We start from the raw sequence: 17,677 nt of genomic DNA, 5'->3' as shown, positions 1-17,677 counted from the left end.
GCATGGTGCGGAAGCGCGTGATCGTGTCAGGGCTGGTCCAGGGCGTGTTCTACCGGGACACCTGCCGGCGGGTGGCTCTGGAGTACGGGGTGTCCGGGTGGGTGCGGAATCTGGCGAACGGGAACGTGGAGGCGGTTTTCGAAGGGGAGTCGGATGCCGTGGAGACCGTGGTGCGGTGGACACGGGAGGGGCCTCCGGCGGCGGAGGTGAGGCGGGTGGAGGTGGCCGATGAGGCGCCTCAGGGTGTGGAGGGGTTCGAGGTGCGGGTGACGGCGCCCAAGCCGGAGGGCTGAGGGCCGTACGCGGGGAGGGACCGGAGCAGCAGCCGGCCGGCCCTTCCCCACGTGCTCGCTCACATCGCGATGTCGGCCGGGCGGTGGGTGTGGTTCTCCACGTCCGCCGCCGCGCGGTCCACCAGTTCGTGGGCCAGCTTCGAGCAGGCGCGGGCTGCTGCCAGTTCCTCGCCGATCTTCGTGTCCGGGGTGTCGCCCGGACTGCGCCTGGCTATGCCCAGGCCCTGGACGCCGGGGGCGTCGGGGCCGCTGAGAGAGGCCATGCAGGCGGTCCGGGTCCCGTCTTCCTCGAACGAGAGGTCGATGTTCCAGTGCTGCGTCATGAGGATCACCTTCGCCGTACGGGCGTTACTTGGCGGGGTACGCGAGCTCCACCAGGTCCTTGAACTGGTGGAGGTCCTGCCGGACGGTCCGTTCGAAGGCGGACGACTGGGCGAACCCCTTGGGGCCCCCGAAGGCGTCGTGCGCCTCGCCGGGGTCGTACTCCATACGCACCTGGACCCTCGTGTGGGTCGCGTCGAGCGGGAGGAGCGAGACGGAGCCGCTGAGGTGCGGGGCTTCCACGGTCCTCCAGGTCATCGTTTCCTCGGGCCTGAGGTCCTCGGTGGCGGCGTCGATCGCGTGTGCGCTGCCCCGTACGCCCTCCAGATCCATGTGGATGCCCGATGCGCCCTCGCGCCGGGCTTCGCGGACTCCTCCGACGAAGCGCGGGTAGTCCTCGACCTGGTGCAGGTGGTCCCAGACCACGTCACCGGGTGCTGTGATGTCGATCTGTTCCTCGAGAGTGGGCATGGTGGTCTCCCCTGTCTCTGTTACCAGGGTGCGATCCAGGGCGCTTCACCGCAACGGCGGACACCGCGGCGGTGCGCACGTGTCCCGAGCCCGGTGATCCGCGTTGAGTCGCGCATGAGGCGTCTTCCTGTAGTGGTGTCCGCGGCAATGGTGGCCGGTGTCGTCGGTGCTGTCGGTGGTCTCGACGGAGCCGCTGCCGCCCGTGCCAGGCCCGCCGCCGCCGTTCCCGTGGCAGGCAGCCTCGTGAACGGCATCCCCGTGAGCTACGCCGCCACGCTGACCGGTGCCCGCGAGGGCACGGCGGTCGCCGTGATCACGGTCATGGCCGACCGGGTCTTCTTCGCACTGCGGTGGAAGGGCTTCGTACCGGAGTCCGGTCATCTCCACGAGGGTGACGGGGAGGGCAACCGCCGCACGGACGGCCCCACGGGCAAAAGGGCCCCCGCCAAGGTGGCGCTGATCAGCAAGGCGATGCCCGACACCGTGCGGGCCGCCGCCGGACAGGTCGAGCTGACCGACCCTGGGCTCGCCGGGCGCATCGTGGTCAACCCCACCGGCTTCACCGTCGATCTTCGCAGCGCGCAGCTTCCGGGCGGCTCCGTACAGGGCCGCCTCACCCGGCTGGGACAGAGCCTCAGCCCGCTGGCGATCACCAGGCAGGCGGTCGGCGGGGCGCCCCGCGCCGGGGCGCTGCGGGCGCTCGCCAGCGGTGGTCAGGAGGTCCCGAAGGGCGACAGGTCGAAGGTCGGGGACCCCGACGGGCGGGCCATGGCCGAGCTGCGTACGGACGGGACGGCGATCGACTACGCGTATGCCTGGTTCAACATCCAGAGCCCGTCCAAGGGGCATCTCCACAAGGGCGCCCCGGGCAGGAACGGCGATGTCGTCCTCGACTTCTTCAACCGGCCGGTGCCGGACGGGATCTTCGCCGTGTCCGGGCGCCTGGAAGGAGTGAAGCGCGCCGTGGTGAAGCGGGTCCAGGACGACCCGCAGGACTACTACGCCAACATCCACACCGCGGAGTTCCCCGACGGGGCCGTGCGCGGACAGCTCGCCTAAGCTCGGGGCCCAGTCGAACGAACACCCGAAGAAGGGCGGCGCACCATGTCCAGGATCCCGTCAGCGGCCGTCGCGGCGAGCGGACTCATCGGCGGGTACGGAATCGCCCGCTGGACCGGGAAGCGGCCGCTCGGAGGGGTCGCGCTGGCCGCGGCGGGGGCCGCCGCCGCGCGGCAGTGGCAGCGGGAGGCCGGGGGCAAGGCCGCGGCCGGACTGGGCGCGGCCTATGTCGCGGCCTTCGCCGGCTCGCATCCGCTGGCGAAGAAGCTGGGCGCGTGGCCCGCCGTGTTCACCGCGGCCGGCGGGATGGCTCTCGCCTCCTGGGCCGTCACCCGCTCCCATTCGCTCTGAGATCGCCCTGAACTCGCTTTGAACACAGGGGTGTTCCCCCGCGTATTCCTAGGCAACTCCCCCTTGGAGCTGGGCGCGTGACCCCGACCGGCAAGGTCGGGTCACGCGCCCAGCGCATGTGCGACCGTGTAGATGGCCAGGCCTGCCAGCGCACCGACCACCGTGCCGTTGATCCGGATGAACTGGAGGTCGCGGCCGATATGGGCCTCGATCTTGCGTGAGGTGTGCTCGGCGTCCCAGCTCGCGACCGTGTCGCTGATCAGGGACGTGATCTCGGTGCGGTACGTGGTGACGACGTACACCACGGCTTCCTCGACCCACCCCTCCAGCTTTCGCTGCAAACGTCCGTCCGTGGCCAGCCGGGCGCCGAAGGCCATGAGGGAGGTACGGGCACGCAGCCGCAGCTCGCTGCGTTCGTCGTCCGCGGCAGAGATGATCATCGTACGCACGGAGGCCCAGGCGGAGGCGATGACGTCCTGCACCTCGGAGCGCGCCAGGAAGTCCGACTTCATGCGCTCCACCCGCACACGGGTGTCCGTGTCGGCCTGGAGATCCGCGGCGAAGTCGGCGAGGAAACGGTCGATCGCACCGCGCGCGGGATGGCCGGGAGAGTCACGCATCTCGGTGACGAAGCGCAGCAGCTCCTTGTAGACCCGCTCGCCGACCTTCCGGTCGACGAATCGCGGGGTCCAGCCGGGTGCTCCGCCCTGGACCGCGTCCATCACCGAGTCGGCGTGGAACACCAGCCAGTCGTGGGCGCGGGCGCAGATGAGGTCGACGCCGCGATGGTGGGCGCCGTCGGCGACGATCTTGTCCAGCGTCTTGCCGATGCCCGGGGCGATCTCGGCCGCCTCCGCGCGACGCGTGATCGCCTCACCGACGACCGCCTGGACATCGGAGTCGCGGAGCACCGTGAGTGCGCCGCGCAGTGCCGTGGAAAGCTCCGATGTGACCCGGTCCGCGTGCGCGGGCTCGGCAAGCCACGCACCGACCCTGCCACCTAGTTGGAGGGACTGCAGCCGGGCCCGTACGACATCGGCCGACAGGAAGTTCTCGCCGACGAACGAGCCGAGCGAGGCACCGAGCTGGTCTTTCTTGTTGGGGATGATCGCGGTGTGCGGGATGGGAATGCCGAGAGGGTGCCTGAACAGGGCGGTGACCGCGAACCAGTCGGCCAGCGCACCGACCATGCCCGCCTCGGCGGCCGCCGCCACATAGCCGGGCCAGCCCTCGATCCCGGAGTTCTTCGCCCAGGTAGCGAGCACGAAGACCACCGCGACGAAGAGGAGCAGCCCGGTCGCGGTCAGCTTCATCCGGCGCACACCGCGGCGCTTCTCCTCGTCGGCGGCGGTGTACGCGAACGAGGCGAGCGGCGCGACCCTGGCCCCCGCAGCGGTGCGGGTGCCCGCCGGTGTGTCCGGCTGGGCGCCTTCAGTACGTTTCATCCGCTCCACCCGTCCGCGTACGTATCGTCCCTTCCCTATCTGACCTACTCCCGGGGTGCATGTCGAGTTCCCGCGGCGGGCCCTGGGTAACCCTGAATGGTCACCTAGGGGCTATTCGAGGCTGCCCCGCGACCGGCGCCGCTCACGCCTCTCGAGGCGGGCGCGGCGGCGGGCCTCCTTCAGCCGGAGCTTGTCGGCCTTGCGGAGCTTGCGCTCGACGCCGACACCGCCCAGCAGGGCGAAGCCGGTGATCGTCACCCGTGGGGAGTCCGGAGCGATCTCGGGGGCGGCGGAGCGGTGGTTCTCGGCGAATCCGCCCATGAAGCCGAAGCCATGGACGTCCACGTGCAGGTCCGGGGGCACGATGACCTCGACACCTCCCATGATCGCTATGCAGCGGATCACGGTCTCCCGGTCCTCGAAGCTCGCTTCGCGCAGGTCGATCTCCCCGCCCGCCTGCACGACGACGGCGGTGAAGAGACGGCCGATGGTCCAGGTCCCCTTGCGCCCGAAACCGCCCCAGAAGGCGAACGCGCCACGGGAGCTCGCCGGCCTGCCGATTCGCTGCGGCCACGGAGCATCGCCGCCCACCGGCCCCACCGCCGGTGCGGAGGGCCCGCTCGGCGCCGGTGCCGGGAGGTCCCGTACCAGTGGCTCCAGTTCCCCGTGGGTGCGCGCCTTGTACGCGGCGTCCAGGCGCTCCCCGAACTCCTCCATGTCGAGCCGACCCTCGGCGACCGCCTCGCGCAGAAGCTCGGCGACACGCTCCCGCTCGGCGTCGGAGGCGCGCATCTCACCCGTCGCGCGCACCTCACCCATCGGGGCTGTGTCGCGCATCTCGCGTCTCTCCGGAAGATCGCTTGTCATACGAGAAGCGTAATCAAGGGGCGGGGGCTCGAACACGCTGTTGCGCCGCCCCGTCGGCCCCTGCCTGGTACACCATCTTCGCGATCACGGTCTCGATGTCCGGTTCCCGTACGGACAGGTCCTTCAGCGGATAGTCCGACGCGATCGCGGCCACGATCGGAGCCGCCGACTCCGACGCGGGGAACGCCAGCCACTGCCGGGGGCCCTCCACCCGTGCAGTACGGGCCCCGGGCACCTCGATCGCCGGCAGCTCCCGCTCCAGGTCCACCACCAGCGTGCGCTCGCTCGCACCCACCTCGTGCAGTCCGGCCAGATCACCGTCGTACACCAGCCGGCCGTGGTCGATGACCATCACCCGCCTGCACAACTGCTCGATATCGGTCAGATCATGCGTGGTGAGCAGCACCGTCGTGCCCCGCTCGGCATTCAGCTCCCGCAGGAACTCCCGCACCTTCGCCTTCGACATGACGTCGAGGCCGATGGTCGGCTCGTCGAGGTACAGCACCTCGGGGTCGTGCAGCAGCGCCGCCGCGATGTCGCCGCGCATCCGCTGCCCGAGCGAGAGCTGCCGTACGGGCACGTCCAGCAGCTCGCCGAGGTCCAGCAGTTCCACGCAGCGGTCGAGGTTCTCGCGGTAGCGGGAGTCGGGGATCCGGTACAGCCGGTGGACGAGGCGGTACGAGTCGATCAGCGGCAGGTCCCACCAGAGGGTGGTGCGCTGCCCGAACACCACCCCGATCCGCCGGGCGAGCCGGGCCCGTTCCCGCGCGGGGTCGATCCCGGCGACCCGCAGCCGGCCGCCGCTGGGCGTCAGAATGCCCGTCAGCATCTTGATGGTGGTGGACTTCCCGGCGCCGTTGGGGCCGATGTAGCCGACCATCTCGCCGCGCGGCACCCGGAAGGAGATACCGTCGACGGCCCGCACCTGTGTCTTCTCCCGGCGCAGCCGGCCGGCCTTGCGGCGGACGTCGAAGACCTTTTCGACGTCCTCCAGCTCGATGAGGGTCTCCATGGACTTCACGGGTTCCACAGCGCATCAGCTCCCGGTACTGCGGTAGGAACGAAGACCCGCCCGCCAGGCCACCCCGGCGAGCGCACAGCACCCCACCGCGACGAGCGGCGGGGTGAACGCCAGCCAGCCCGGCAGGTCCAGCGGATAGGGCCGCCCCAGGACGTGGAGTCCCGGCAGCCAGTTGACGAAGGCCAGGGGCACGACGAAGGTCACGCCCCGCACGAGGTCCTTCGCGAACAGCGTCGGCGGGTACTGGAGCAGGGTGTTGCCGCCGTACGTGAACGAGTTCTGCACCTCGGCGGCGTCCTGAGCGACGAACTGGAAGGCCGCGCCCGCGACGAAGACCGACGAGAAGATCGCCGTACCGCTCAGCACCATCAGCGGCACCATGGCGGCCTTCAGCGGGGTCCAGGCGATGTCCAGGGTGAGGAGGGCGTAGCCCAGGACCAGCAGCCCTTGGAGGATCCGGCCGAGGCGGCGCAGCGCGAAACGGTCGGCGGCCACCTGGGCGAGCACCGGAGCGGGCCGCACCAGGAAGGTGTCCAGCGTGCCGTCGCGCACCCGGCGGCCGAGCCGGTCCAGGGCCCCCATGAGCAGATCGGTGAGGCCGAAGGCCGTCCCCGCGGCCCCGTACAGGAACGCGATCTCGGGCAGCGTGTACCCGCCGAGCTCGTCCACATGCGCGAACATCAGAAGGATCACGGCGAAGTCGAAGCCGGTCGCCGCGAAGTTCCCGAACGCCGTCATGACGAATGACGCCCGGTACGTCATGGTCGAGCGGATCCACATCACGGCGATCAGCACATAGGCCCGCAGCGCGTCAGCCACCCTGGACCACCACCTTGCGGGTCGCGGCCGACTGCACCAGCCGCCCGGCCGCGAGCAGCGCCACCGCCCAGCCGGCCTGGAAGGCGTACGCCCCGGCCAGCCCCCAGCCGGTGTGCTTGCCGAGGAAGATGTCGGCCGGCACCTGGAGCAGCGCGGACCAGGGCAGGACCTGCGCGACCTCTCCCAGCGCGCCGGGGAAGAGGGTGAGGGGCAGCAGCATCCCGGAGAAGAACATCCCGGCGAGCCAGACGATGTTCAGCACGCCCGTGCCGTCCATCAGCCAGAAGGCGCACAGTGCCACCAGATAGCGGACCGCGAAGCTCACGACGACGCCGAGCACGACGGAGAGCAGGAACGCGGGCCAGACCAGCAGCGAGCCGGGCAGCGCCAGATCGAAGGCGAGCCCGCCCACCACCATCGGGATGACACCCCGGCCCAGCAGATGGAACGTCGCGCGCCCCAGGTCCCCGGCCAGCCACCACAGTTGGAGGTCGACGGGGCGGTAGAGGTCGATGGCGATGTCACCCGTGCGGATGCGCTCCATGAGTTCGTCCTCGAAGCCGCCGCCGAGCATCGCGCAGGTCATCAGGAGGGCCTGACCCAGCCACACATAGGTGAGGGCTTCAGGAAGGTCGTATCCGCCGAGGTGCGGGCGTTCACTCCACAGGGCGACATAGGTGTACGCCACGATGAAGCCGAAGACCGTGTTGGTGAACACTCCTGCGGCGGTGGCCACTCGGTAGGTCGCATAGCGCCGGAACCCGCCTGCGGCCACGACTCCGTAGAGCCGCACACCAGCCTCCTCAGGTCATGGGAGCCAAAGCGCCCGACCCTAGCCCAAAGGGATCTGCCACGCGACCGTATTCGGACCGGCGGTACGGGGGTTATCGGCGCGAGAAGGACAAGCGGGGCAGTATGGGCACACCGGGCTATTCGTCCGAAATAACCCTGTAGAGAAGCGTCCGCGACCAACGGGCCGAGGAGTCCCCACCGACATGAGCGACGAGCAGGCGAGGCAGCGGGTCCCGGACCACGCGGAGGGCACGGGGGACACGGCGGGTACGGGAAGCAGAAGCGGCAGACCCCGCCCGCCCCGCACCGGACTGCGCCGTCTCGTTCCCACCTGGCGGATGCTGTGCGGCGCGCTCCTGGTCGGCGGGCTGCTCCTCTTCGGCGGCTTCATCGCCGGATACCTGCTGGTCCACATCCCACCGGCCAACGCCCTGGCCGTCGCCCAGTCCAACGTCTACTTCTACGCGGACGGCACCACCCAGATCGTCCGTGACGGCGAGATCAACCGGGAGAACGTCGAGCTGGCGCAGGTGCCGCGAACGGTCCAGCACGCCGTGCTCGCCGCCGAGGACCGGGACTTCCACACCGAACGGGCCGTCGACCCCCAGGCGATGATCCGCGCCGGCTGGAACACCCTCACCGGCAAGGGCAGACAGTCCGGCTCCACCATCACCCAGCAGTACGTCAAGAACTACTACCTTGGCCAGGAACAGACCATCACCCGGAAGGTGAAGGAGTTCTTCATCGCGATCAAGCTGGACCGCGAGGAGAGCAAGAGCCACATCCTGAAGGGCTACCTCAACACCAGCTACTTCGGGCGGAACGCGTACGGCATCCAGGCCGCGGCCATGGCGTACTACGGCAAGGACGTGTCCGAGCTGGACACCGCGGAGGGCGCCTACCTCGCCTCCCTGCTCAACGCTCCCAGCGCGTTCGACGTGACGACCCGCCCCGAGAACAAGCCCGCCGCGCTCGCCCGCTGGAACTACGTACTCGACGGCATGACGAAGGAGCACTGGCTCGACCCGGCCGAACGCGCGGCCATGACCTTCCCCGCGCCAGGACCCGCACGCCCCGCGACCGGACTGTCGGGACAGCGCGGCTACGTCGTCCAGGCGGTCGAGGACTACCTCGTCGGCCACGGGATCATCGACGACAACACCCTCGCACGCGGCGGCTACCGGATCGTCACCACCCTGCAGAAGCCCAAGCAGGACGCTCTCGTCAGAGCCGTCGACGACCATGTGATGACCCACCGGAAGGCCGGACGGGCCGCCGACCGCAACGTCCGCGTCGGCGGCGCCTCGATCGATCCGGCCACCGGAAAGGTGGTCGCGATGTACGGAGGTGTCGACTACACCCGACAGTTCGTCAACAACGCCACACGCCGGGACTACCAGGTCGGCTCCACCTTCAAGCCGTTTGTCTTCACAGCCGCCGTCGAGCACGGCTCCCGCACCGAGGACGGCCGCCGGATCACCCCCGAAACGGTGTACGACGGCACCGACCAGCGCGAGGTGCAGGGCCCCGACGGGCCCATCGGCTACGCCCCGGAGAACGAGGACAACCGCTCGTACGGCCCCATGACGGTCAGCGCCGCGACGGACTCATCGGTGAACTCGGTGTACGCCCAGCTCGCGCAGGACGTCGGCCCCGCCCGGGTCAGACGGACGGCCATCGCCCTCGGCGTCCCGCCCGGCACCCCCGACCTGACGGCATATCCGTCCATCGCGCTCGGCGTGGCGACCCCGAGCGTCCTCGAGCTGACGGAGGCGTACGCGACCCTCGCCAACCACGGCAGGCACGGCACGTACTCGCTGGTCGAGAGCATCTCCAGGAGCGGCGAGGAAATCGAGCTGCCCGAAAGAGAGACCGAACAGGCCATCAGCCGGGAGGCCGCCGACACCACCACGCTGATGCTGCGGAGCGTGGTGGAGGAGGGCACGGGCGCCGCGGCGCAGCAGGCGGGGCGGCCCTCCGCCGGGAAGACGGGCACGGCGGAGGACGACAAGGCGGCGTGGTTCGCGGGCTACACACCCGAGCTGGCGACGGTCGTCGCCGTGATGGGCCAGGACCCGGACACCGGGGTGCACAAGCCGCTGTACGGGGCTCTGGGGTACGCCAGGATCAGCGGCGGCGGCCCCCCGGCCCGGATCTGGGCGCAGTACACGGCGGACGCACTGAAGGGCAGGCGGGTCACGGACTTCGACCTGCTGCTCGACGAGGATGCGGAGGAGGAACTGGGACCGGAGGGGCCCTGGCTCGACGACGAGCCTTCCGGACGCGGGCGGTCCGACGAGGGAGACCGGCCCGAAGGCGAGGGCCGGGACGAGGACGACACCGAAGACGACATCGTCCCGATGGCACCACCGGCCCCGGGACGCGCCACGAACCGCCCATCGGCGGAAACGGACCGCGGACCGCGCAGGCCCGCCCCGGGGCATACGGCTCCGAGCCGAGGCCTCCCGGCGCAGGGGCGCACCGACGGCCCCTGGACAGGCCTCCCCGCGCTTCCCCCCACCCGGTGACGGGGCTCAGACCGTGGCTCACGGACAGCGCCGCAGCCCCCGAACCAGGCCGGATTCCTCCACCACGGCCCGACACCACGGCCTGACACCACTGCCTAGTGCCCCGAGGTCGCCTTCAGACCCACCACGGCCACCAGAAGCAGCACGACGAAGAAGATCCGGGCGGCGGTCGCCGGCTCCCCCAGCACGACCATGCCGAACACCGCCGCACCGGCCGCACCGATGCCGACCCAGACCCCGTACGCCGTACCGATCGGCAGCGTTCTCGCGGCACAGGACAGAAGGAGCATGCTCGCAACGATCCCGGCAGTGGTGAGGACACTGGGCCACAGCCGGGTGAATCCGTCGGTGTACTTCACACCGACCGACCAGCCGACCTCGAGCAGACCGGCGAGCAGCAACAGGACCCAGGCCATGACGGGCACCTCCGAGACGAAGCGGATACGGGGTGCGTCGTCCTTGCCAGCCCGGTACGGCGCGTCTCGTCGGGTACGGACCACCGTAGCAACGCCGAGGAGGGCCCGGCGACCATGGTCACCAGGCCCTCCCGGGCACGCCGTCGCCGCAGATGCCGGCGCTACAGATACAGACCCGTCGAATCCACGCCGCCCTCGAACCGGTCGGCCGCCACCGCGTGCAGATCACGCTCACGCATGAGGATGTACGCGACCCCGCGCACCTCCACCTCGGCCCGGTCCTCCGGGTCGTACAGCACCCGGTCACCCGGCTCCACCGTGCGGACGTTCTGCCCGACCGCGACCACCTCGGCCCAGGACAGCCGACGACCGACGGCGGCGGTGGCCGGAATCAGAATGCCGCCCCCGGAACGCCGCTCCCCCTCCGGGGCATCGGACCGGACCAGCACCCGGTCGTGCAGCATCTTGATCGGCAGCTTGTCGTGCGTGTTCTCGCTCACAAGCACGAACCTACCTGCCCCGGCCCGCCGCGCACCTCGCCGGGGGCACTGCCGGTCACACCTTCCGCTTCCTGGTGGACAGCGCCAGCAGACCGACGACCCCCACGACGGCGAGGGCCACCGGCACCACCCGCTCGAGCCGGGGCGCGCCGTCGTGATGCACGAAGCGCGCCTTCACATCCGTGAGCAGCCGGTTCGCGGCGACGAACGCCCGCCCGGCCGTGTGGTCGACGGTCGCGGCGACCTTGGCCTTCGCATCCCCGATGATCGTCTTCGGGTGCACCCGCACACCGATCTCATCAAGCGTCTCGGCCAGCAGGTCGCGGCGGCGGACGATATCCGCCTCGATCTGCGCAGGGGTCCTGGAATCCGACACTGCGCCGCCTCCGTGGTCGTATCCGTATGTCTTCGTCAACTGCTACGTCATCGACAGTCTGTCAGCTCGACGCACGCCACACCCCATGGCACCCCTATTACGCTCGGTGCCGTACGCCCGTCCCCTCTGAGGAGAACCGAGAATGAGCGAGCGACTCCAGCCCGGCGACACCGCCCCGGACTTCACCCTGCCCGACGCGGACGGCAACGAGGTCTCGCTCGCCGCCCACAAGGGACGCAAGGTCATCGTCTACTTCTACCCCGCCGCCCTGACCCCCGGCTGCACCAAGCAGGCCTGCGACTTCACCGACAACCTGGACCTCCTCGCGGGCGCCGGCTACGACGTCATCGGCGTCTCCCCGGACAAGCCGGAGAAGCTCGCCAAGTTCCGTGAGAAGGAGAGCCTGAAGGTCACGCTGGTCGGGGACCCGTCGAAGTCCGTCCTGGAGGCCTACGGCGCCTTCGGCGAGAAGAAGCTCTACGGCAAGACGGTGACCGGGGTGATCCGCTCGACGATCGTCGTGGGCGAGGACGGCAAGGTGGAACGGGCGCTGTACAACGTCAAGGCCACCGGCCACGTCGCCAAGATCATCAAGGATCTGGGTATCTGAGTCCCTGGACCCTGCGGTGGATGGTCACGCTCACGCGGGGGCGTGACCATCCGATATCCGGTTCGTTACTCCGTGCGAGGCCACGAACACACGGCCGGAACGGAGGGGGACGATGCCGGTCAGTCCGTACACGCGTGAGCGCCTGGCGGAGGCAGCACGGTCGTCGAGGACGCTGTCCGAGGCGCTGACGAAGTTGGGGGTCGACCCGAAGGGCGCGTCGCGACGCTACATCCATGACCGGATGAAGCGGCTGGACGTGGACACCACCCACTTCGAGCGCGAGGGGACGCGGTGGACGAGGGACGTGCTCGAACCTGTGGTTGCCGCCTCGACAAGCGTCACTGAGGTACTCCGACGCCTAGGCGTCGACGTCGTCGGCGGTCACCACACGAACATCAGTCGACGCATCGCGAGGTATGGCATTTCCACGTCGCACTTCGCCCCACCGCCCCGAGCTGGGCAGCGGCTCCGCCGGAGCCCGCAGGAACTGCTGGTCAAGCAGGAACCCTCACGTGCACGCCGGATCCCGGGCGATCGCCTCAAGCGGGCACTGATGGCCATGGGTACTGCGGAGCGCTGCTCGCTGTGCGGTACGGCACCGGTCTGGCGAGGCCGTCCACTGCCCCTGGAGGTGGACCACATCAATGGGGACTGGCGCGACAACCGCGCCGAGAACCTCCGGCTCCTCTGCCCCAACTGCCATTCCACTACGGACACCTACCGCGGGCGCGGCAAGGCAGGCAGGCGAGCAGCCGGAACCGATGAGCGAACGGTCCCAAGCCAGGGCCGCGCTCGATGAGCCCATCCAATCGCTACCCATGTGAACTGCTGGCCGAGGCGGCTCGGTCCTGCCACGACATGGACGAGGTCATCGCATTCTTGGGCACCCGCCCATACGGGAACTTGAAGCGGTACTTGATGGAGCGTTTGACCCACTACGGCATCGACGTCTCACACTTCCCCCGTAACCGTCGCTACCGTCGAGGCAGTCCCCGGCCTTCCACTGGAGAACTCCGTGAGGCGGTGGCGGCTGCCGTCTCTCTCACCGACACGCTTCGTCGCCTCGGCCGGCCGGACAACACGAGCCAGCGGACTCTGCTGAAGGCGTGGATCGCCGACGGCGGTCTGGACACCACGCATTTCCTGGGACAAGGGCACCGGAGGGGCAAGCCGGGCACCACGGCCCGGCAAGCCCAGGACGTGCTGGTCAAGCACGACAGGGAACGCCGCACACGGACGGTGCACCTGCGTCGCGCGCTTCAGGAGGTGGGGGTGGCCGATGAATGTGCCGAGTGCGGGACCGGCCCCGAGTGGTTCGGGCGCCCAATGACCTTGGAGATCGACCACATCAATGGGGACTGGCGCGACGACCGCCGGGAGAACCTGCGGCTGCTGTGCCCCAATTGTCACGCGACGACCCGTACCTGGTGCCGCGGCACCACGCGACGCTGACGGTGCCGACCACTCGCTGCCGGGATTGACTTCGCCCAGTAGAGTAGGCGCGTTGCCTGCGTCCGTACGCCAAGGGCTGAGCGGCGATCTTTAGGTGGTCGTGTTTGTCGGTTCGAATCCGACCGGGCGCACCAAGTCCGAAGGCCCGGCGCGCCTACCGCGTGCCGGGCCTTCGTCGTGTGTCCGCCTCAGCCCAGCAGTTCCCTGACCACCGGCACCAGCGCCCTGAACGCCTTCCCCCGGTGGCTGATCGCGTTCTTCTCCTCCGGGGTCAGCTGCGCACAGGTGATCTCGTAGCCCTCAGGCTGGAGGATCGGGTCGTAGCCGAAGCCGTTGGTGCCGACCGGGTCATGGCGCAGCGCGCCCATGAGGCGCCCCTCGACCACGCGTTCGGTGCCGTCGGGGAGGGCGAGTGCCGCGGCGCAGGCGAAGTGGGCGCCGCGGTGGGCATCGGGGATGTCGGAGAGCTGGGCCAGCAGCAGGTTGAGGTTGGCGGTGTCGTCGCCGTGGGTGCCGGCCCAGCGGGCGGAGAGGATGCCGGGGGCGCCGCCGAGGACGTCGACGCAGAGGCCGGAGTCGTCGGCGACGGCCGGGAGGCCGGTGGCGCGGGCGAGGGTGTGGGCCTTGAGGAGGGCGTTCTCGGCGAAGGTGACGCCGGTTTCCTTGACGTCGGGGATCTCGGGGTAGGCGTCCGCGCCGACGAGGTCGTGGGTGAGACCTGCGTCGGCGAGGATCGCGTGGAGTTCGTTGATCTTCCCGGCGTTGCGGGTCGCGAGGATCAGGCGGGTCATGTGCCCAGTATCTCCAAGGCAGCCGCGGGGATTGCCGGGGTTCAGGGGGTGCAGACCTTGCCGATCTCGGCAGCGGAGTCCGTGATGGGCTGGATGTCGGGGGTGTTGTCGCCGTTCTGGACGGCGGTGCGGACGTTGTCGACGCCCTTGCTGAGGTTGTCGACGGCCGTGGCCAGGTCCGCGTTGTCGGTGGTGTCCTTGAGGTTGCCCAGTTCCTGGTCGATGTTGTCGAGGGCCTCGTTCAGCTGGGTGGGGTCGTTGCTCGCGCTGGACACCGCCTGCGAGAGGTTGTCGACGCTGGTGGCTATCGCGTCGGCGGTCTTCACACAGTCGAGCGCTTTGTCGACCGCACTGCATCCGACGGCTCCGGTGAGCGCGACGGCGGTGACGACGGCGAGTGCGATTCTGCGGCTGCGCATGGAACGTGGTCCTCCCCTGGATACGGACGGGCGTACGGTTCGGCCCGTACGCCCGTGTCCTTGACGACGCCGCCGGGGGCGTCTTTGGTTGCGCTTTACCGTTCGAGGGTGCGCGCCAGTGCCTCGGTCTGGAGGGCGGCGAGGTCGGCGCAGCCGCCGGTGGCCAGGTCCAGGAGGGCGTTGAGCTCCTTGCGGTCGAACGGTTCGGCCTCGGCGGTGCCCTGGACCTCGACGAAGCGGCCGTCGCCGGTGCAGACCACGTTCATGTCGGTCTCGGCGCGCACGTCTTCCTCGTAGCAGAGGTCGAGCAGAGGGGTGCCGTCCACGATGCCGACGGAGACGGCGGCGACGGTGCCGGTGAGGGGCTGCCTGCCGGGGCGTACGAGCTTCTTGCCCTGGGCCCAGGTGACGGCGTCGGCGAGGGCGACGTAGGCGCCGGTGATGGCGGCGGTGCGGGTGCCGCCGTCGGCCTGGAGTACGTCGCAGTCGAGGACGACGGTGTTCTCGCCGAGGGCCTTGTAGTCGATGACGGCGCGCAGGGAGCGGCCGATGAGGCGGGAGATCTCATGGGTCCGGCCGCCGATCTTGCCGCGTACGGACTCCCGGTCGCCACGGGTGTTGGTGGAGCGCGGCAGCATGGAGTACTCGGCGGTGACCCAGCCCTCGCCGCTGCCCTTGCGCCAGCGCGGCACGCCTTCGGTCACTGAGGCGGTGCAGAAGACCCGGGTGTCACCGAAGGAGATGAGCACCGAGCCTTCGGCGTGCTTGCTCCATCCGCGTTCGATGGTGACGGGTCGGAGCTGGTCGGGGGTGCGGCCGTCGATACGAGACATGCTGCTGAGCCTAGTGCTTACATCATGTCTTCGATTTCGGCGGCGATGGGATCGGCCTCGGTACCGATGACGACCTGGACGGCGGTGCCCATCTTGACGACGCCGTGGGCTCCGGCGGCCTTCAGCATGGCCTCGTCCACCAGGCTCGGGTCGCTGACCTCGGTTCGGAGGCGGGTGACGCAGCCCTCCACCTCTTCGATGTTGTCGAGTCCGCCGAGTCCGGCGACGATCTTCTCGGCCTTGGTGGCCATGCGCTTCTCCTTGCCAGTCGGTGTCCGTGCGTGCCTCGGTCGCGTGGTCCGCGTCAGTCGGCGGCGGGTACGCACAGCACCGGGATCTTCGAGAGGTGCAGGAGTTTGTGCGGGACCGCGCCGAGCAGGGCGCCGCGCAGGGGGCTTTCGCCGTAGCTGCCGACGACGATGACCCGTGCTTCGTGGCGTTCGGCCGCGTCCAGCAGTGCCTGGGCCGGGCTCTCGTCGAGTATTTCGACGGCGGTCGTGACACCTGCGGCCGCTGCCGCGTCGACGGCGTGTGCGAGGGCGACCCGGCCGACCTGGCGCAGGGCTTCCGCGTGGGCTCGGTATTCCTCGCCCATGGCTCCGGGGGCCGCGGCGCCGTAGACCAGTACGAGGGGCTCGCGGAACGCCGCGGAGACCTCGATCGCGACGCTCAGGGCGCGTACGGCACCGGGGGACTCGTCGTATCCCAGGACGACCGGCATCTCAGGACTCCCCGTGTGTGCCGTCGCGGTGATGGCGGTACTGGTGTTCCGTCGCGCGCACCGCGGCGGGGTCGGCCACGCTGCGGCGCTCGTGCCAGAACCGCGGGGCCCGCAGCCAGCAGACGACCATGATGACCAGTCCGACGGCCGCGATGCCGATGCCGATGACGAGGGGCGGTCCGAGTCCGAACCACGAGGCACCGCTGTAGGAGTTCGCTGGGTTCGCCATGTCGATGACGGACTCCACGAGCAGCCAGCCGAGCAGTACGGCGCCGATCACCGGGCCCACTCCGATGAGGAGGAGGTTGCGGATGCTCTCGGTGAGGTGGTGCCGGTAGTAGACGGCGCAGGCGATGCCGGTGAGCGCGTAGTAGAAGGCGATCAGCAGGGAGAGCGCGGTGAGGGAGTCGAAGAGGGCGTTCTCGCTGATGTGGCTGAGGACGAGGTACCAGGCGATGGCGACGACGGCGACGGCCCAGGTGCTCACGTGGGGGGTGCGGAAGCGGGGGTGGATGCGGGCGAAGACCGACGGCAGGGCTCCCCGCCTGGCCATGGAGAGGCCGGTGCGTGAGGAGGGGATGATCGTCGTCTGGGTGGAGGCCAGTGCGGAGGTGCAGACCGCGAGCAGCACGATCCAGTCCCAGCCGCCGAGTACCTTGCCGGCCAGCAGGGCGAAGATGAACTCCTCCTCGGAGGCGTTCTTCGCCAGATAGGCGGGCCCGGCGAAGGCGACGACCGCGATGGTGACGGACAGGTAGGTCACCAGCAGGATGACCGTGGACCAGATCCCGGCGCGGCCGGGGGCGCTGGCGGAGTCCTTGACCTCTTCGGTGAGGTTGACCGCCGACTCCCAGCCCCAGTACATGAACACGCCCAGCAGCAGTCCCGCGGTCAGCGACCCGCCGCCCGCGCCGAAGGGGTTGAGCCATCCGATCACGGGTTCGACGGGGGCGAGGGGGCTGGAGCCGGAGTAGACCCGGTAGATGGCGACGACGGCGAAGGCGAGCAGCGAGACGACCTGCGCGAGGATCAGCACGTTCTGCACGTGGGCGGATGCCTCGGTGCCGATCACGCAGATGGCCGTCATCACCAGGATCACCAGCACGGTGAGGACCTGGCGGATGACTTCGTTCTGCGCCCAGCTGTCGAGGCCCACGGTGAGCAGCCCGAAGCCGACGGCCACGTCGGCGAGTGATCCGACGACCAGCACGCCGGTCATCATGATCGCCCAGCCGCCGAACCAGCCGACCCAGGGGCCCATGGCCCGGGTCACCCAGGAGAACGTGGTTCCGCAGTCCTGGTCGACGCGGTTGAGGTAGAAGAAGGCCGACGCGATGAGCAGCATCGGCACGAAGGAGGCCAGCACGACCCCGGGCGCGTAGATGCCGACGATGGCGACGACCGCGCCGATGACGGCGGCCAGGGAGTACGCGGGGGATGTGGAGTTGATGCCGATGACCAGCGCGTCGAGGAATCCGATCGCGTTGTGCTTCAGCTCTCCGGGCGCGTCCTTGCTGTGCGAGCTGGGTGGAGGCGGGCGGGTGTCCGCGACGTCATCGGCCATGTCTCCTCGCAGATCAGGACGATGTGGC

At 69.7% G+C, this 17,677-nt stretch carries 23 protein-coding genes, 1 tRNA gene and 1 riboswitch; of the genes, 8 read left to right on the top strand and 16 right to left on the bottom strand.

Annotation, left to right across the window (positions count from 1 at the left end):
• Positions 1–2 precede the first annotated feature (2 nt).
• Positions 3–293 carry an acylphosphatase gene (locus ABZ532_RS22625; RefSeq protein ID WP_361286501.1) on the top strand — a complete coding sequence of 97 codons (291 nt, stop codon included), beginning with the start codon at positions 3–5 and terminating at the stop codon, positions 291–293.
• Positions 294–352: 59 nt separating this feature from the next.
• On the opposite strand, the gene ABZ532_RS22620 is transcribed toward ABZ532_RS22625, so the two are convergent.
• The gene (locus ABZ532_RS22620; protein WP_361286498.1) at positions 353–616 is read right to left on the bottom strand and encodes a DUF1876 domain-containing protein; all 264 of its coding nucleotides are present in this window, start codon (positions 614–616) and stop codon (positions 353–355) included.
• A gap of 25 nt (positions 617–641) precedes the next feature.
• A complete protein-coding gene (locus tag ABZ532_RS22615; RefSeq protein ID WP_361286495.1) occupies positions 642–1,085 on the bottom strand; it encodes an SRPBCC family protein in 444 nt (147 codons plus the stop codon).
• Between the two features lie 114 nt (positions 1,086–1,199).
• On the opposite strand from ABZ532_RS22615, the gene ABZ532_RS22610 reads away from it, so the two are divergent.
• Positions 1,200–2,144 (top strand): CHRD domain-containing protein, encoded by a 945-nt coding sequence (locus tag ABZ532_RS22610; protein ID WP_361286492.1) that lies wholly within the window; start codon positions 1,200–1,202, stop codon positions 2,142–2,144.
• A gap of 45 nt (positions 2,145–2,189) precedes the next feature.
• Complete coding sequence (locus ABZ532_RS22605; RefSeq protein ID WP_361286489.1) at positions 2,190–2,495, top strand: hypothetical protein; 306 nt, start codon at positions 2,190–2,192, stop codon at positions 2,493–2,495.
• Between the two features lie 101 nt (positions 2,496–2,596).
• Here ABZ532_RS22605 and ABZ532_RS22600 read toward each other — a convergent pair whose 3' ends face one another.
• The 5 genes from ABZ532_RS22600 to ABZ532_RS22580 all read right to left on the bottom strand — a co-directional run bounded on the left by ABZ532_RS22600 (position 2,597) and on the right by ABZ532_RS22580 (position 7,440).
• Complete coding sequence (locus tag ABZ532_RS22600; RefSeq protein WP_361286486.1) at positions 2,597–3,940, bottom strand: DUF445 domain-containing protein; 1,344 nt, start codon at positions 3,938–3,940, stop codon at positions 2,597–2,599.
• 111 nt (positions 3,941–4,051) lie between these two features.
• Entirely contained in the window at positions 4,052–4,732 is a 681-nt protein-coding gene (locus tag ABZ532_RS22595) for a DUF1707 domain-containing protein (RefSeq protein WP_361286775.1), read from the bottom strand.
• An 88-nt stretch (positions 4,733–4,820) separates the two neighbouring features.
• The gene (locus ABZ532_RS22590; protein ID WP_361286772.1) at positions 4,821–5,819 is read right to left on the bottom strand and encodes an ATP-binding cassette domain-containing protein; all 999 of its coding nucleotides are present in this window, start codon (positions 5,817–5,819) and stop codon (positions 4,821–4,823) included.
• Positions 5,820–5,843: 24 nt separating this feature from the next.
• Positions 5,844–6,647 (bottom strand): ABC transporter permease, encoded by an 804-nt coding sequence (locus ABZ532_RS22585; RefSeq protein ID WP_361286483.1) that lies wholly within the window; start codon positions 6,645–6,647, stop codon positions 5,844–5,846.
• Positions 6,640–7,440 (bottom strand): ABC-2 family transporter protein, encoded by an 801-nt coding sequence (locus ABZ532_RS22580; RefSeq protein ID WP_361286480.1) that lies wholly within the window; start codon positions 7,438–7,440, stop codon positions 6,640–6,642. Before ABZ532_RS22580 ends, ABZ532_RS22585 begins: the two co-directional genes overlap by 8 nt.
• 337 nt (positions 7,441–7,777) lie before the next feature.
• On the opposite strand from ABZ532_RS22580, the gene ABZ532_RS22575 reads away from it, so the two are divergent.
• On the top strand, positions 7,778–9,967 hold the full coding sequence (locus ABZ532_RS22575; protein WP_361286769.1) for a transglycosylase domain-containing protein: 2,190 nt from the start codon (positions 7,778–7,780) through the stop codon (positions 9,965–9,967).
• A 95-nt stretch (positions 9,968–10,062) separates the two neighbouring features.
• Here ABZ532_RS22575 and ABZ532_RS22570 read toward each other — a convergent pair whose 3' ends face one another.
• From ABZ532_RS22570 to ABZ532_RS22560, 3 genes are all read right to left on the bottom strand, one after another.
• Positions 10,063–10,383 carry an SMR family transporter gene (locus ABZ532_RS22570; protein WP_361286477.1) on the bottom strand — a complete coding sequence of 107 codons (321 nt, stop codon included), beginning with the start codon at positions 10,381–10,383 and terminating at the stop codon, positions 10,063–10,065.
• Positions 10,384–10,414: 31 nt separating this feature from the next.
• A riboswitch (guanidine-III (ykkC-III) riboswitch) is annotated at positions 10,415–10,476 on the bottom strand.
• A gap of 68 nt (positions 10,477–10,544) precedes the next feature.
• Complete coding sequence (locus ABZ532_RS22565) at positions 10,545–10,883, bottom strand: co-chaperone GroES (protein WP_338676976.1); 339 nt, start codon at positions 10,881–10,883, stop codon at positions 10,545–10,547.
• A 55-nt stretch (positions 10,884–10,938) separates the two neighbouring features.
• Positions 10,939–11,259, bottom strand: a complete 321-nt coding sequence (locus ABZ532_RS22560; RefSeq protein ID WP_361286473.1) for a DUF3618 domain-containing protein — start codon at positions 11,257–11,259, stop codon at positions 10,939–10,941.
• Positions 11,260–11,401: 142 nt separating this feature from the next.
• Here ABZ532_RS22560 and bcp point away from each other — a divergent pair, with 142 nt between their 5' ends.
• The 4 genes from bcp to ABZ532_RS22540 all read left to right on the top strand — a co-directional run bounded on the left by bcp (position 11,402) and on the right by ABZ532_RS22540 (position 13,455).
• A complete protein-coding gene (gene bcp, locus ABZ532_RS22555; RefSeq protein ID WP_361286470.1) occupies positions 11,402–11,869 on the top strand; it encodes a thioredoxin-dependent thiol peroxidase in 468 nt (155 codons plus the stop codon).
• Positions 11,870–11,981: 112 nt separating this feature from the next.
• The gene (locus tag ABZ532_RS22550; protein WP_361286467.1) at positions 11,982–12,668 is read left to right on the top strand and encodes an HNH endonuclease signature motif containing protein; all 687 of its coding nucleotides are present in this window, start codon (positions 11,982–11,984) and stop codon (positions 12,666–12,668) included.
• Positions 12,665–13,321 (top strand): HNH endonuclease signature motif containing protein, encoded by a 657-nt coding sequence (locus ABZ532_RS22545; RefSeq protein ID WP_361286464.1) that lies wholly within the window; start codon positions 12,665–12,667, stop codon positions 13,319–13,321. Before ABZ532_RS22550 ends, ABZ532_RS22545 begins: the two co-directional genes overlap by 4 nt.
• Before the next feature lie 58 nt (positions 13,322–13,379).
• A tRNA-Leu gene (locus ABZ532_RS22540) sits at positions 13,380–13,455 on the top strand.
• A 54-nt stretch (positions 13,456–13,509) separates the two neighbouring features.
• Here the strand turns inward: ABZ532_RS22540 and rdgB are convergent.
• The 6 genes from rdgB to ABZ532_RS22510 all read right to left on the bottom strand — a co-directional run bounded on the left by rdgB (position 13,510) and on the right by ABZ532_RS22510 (position 17,649).
• Positions 13,510–14,112, bottom strand: a complete 603-nt coding sequence (rdgB, locus tag ABZ532_RS22535) for an RdgB/HAM1 family non-canonical purine NTP pyrophosphatase (RefSeq protein WP_361286461.1) — start codon at positions 14,110–14,112, stop codon at positions 13,510–13,512.
• 41 nt (positions 14,113–14,153) lie between these two features.
• Positions 14,154–14,531 (bottom strand): hypothetical protein, encoded by a 378-nt coding sequence (locus ABZ532_RS22530; protein ID WP_361286458.1) that lies wholly within the window; start codon positions 14,529–14,531, stop codon positions 14,154–14,156.
• 95 nt (positions 14,532–14,626) lie between these two features.
• On the bottom strand, positions 14,627–15,364 hold the full coding sequence (rph, locus tag ABZ532_RS22525; protein WP_361286455.1) for a ribonuclease PH: 738 nt from the start codon (positions 15,362–15,364) through the stop codon (positions 14,627–14,629).
• A gap of 17 nt (positions 15,365–15,381) precedes the next feature.
• Positions 15,382–15,672, bottom strand: a complete 291-nt coding sequence (locus ABZ532_RS22520; RefSeq protein WP_361286766.1) for a PTS glucose/sucrose transporter subunit IIB — start codon at positions 15,670–15,672, stop codon at positions 15,382–15,384.
• Positions 15,669–16,085, bottom strand: a complete 417-nt coding sequence (locus ABZ532_RS22515; protein WP_361286452.1) for a universal stress protein — start codon at positions 16,083–16,085, stop codon at positions 15,669–15,671. Before ABZ532_RS22515 ends, ABZ532_RS22520 begins: the two co-directional genes overlap by 4 nt.
• 1 nt (position 16,086) lies before the next feature.
• A complete protein-coding gene (locus ABZ532_RS22510) occupies positions 16,087–17,649 on the bottom strand; it encodes an APC family permease (RefSeq protein WP_361286449.1) in 1,563 nt (520 codons plus the stop codon).
• Between the last annotated feature and the right edge of the window lie 28 nt (positions 17,650–17,677).

The sequence above is a fragment of the Streptomyces sp. NPDC019396 genome (assembly GCF_040632375.1).
GTDB lineage: Bacteria > Actinomycetota > Actinomycetes > Streptomycetales > Streptomycetaceae > Streptomyces.
The sequence above is the reverse complement of the archived record's forward strand: the minus strand, read 5'-3'. Positions and strand labels throughout refer to the sequence as shown.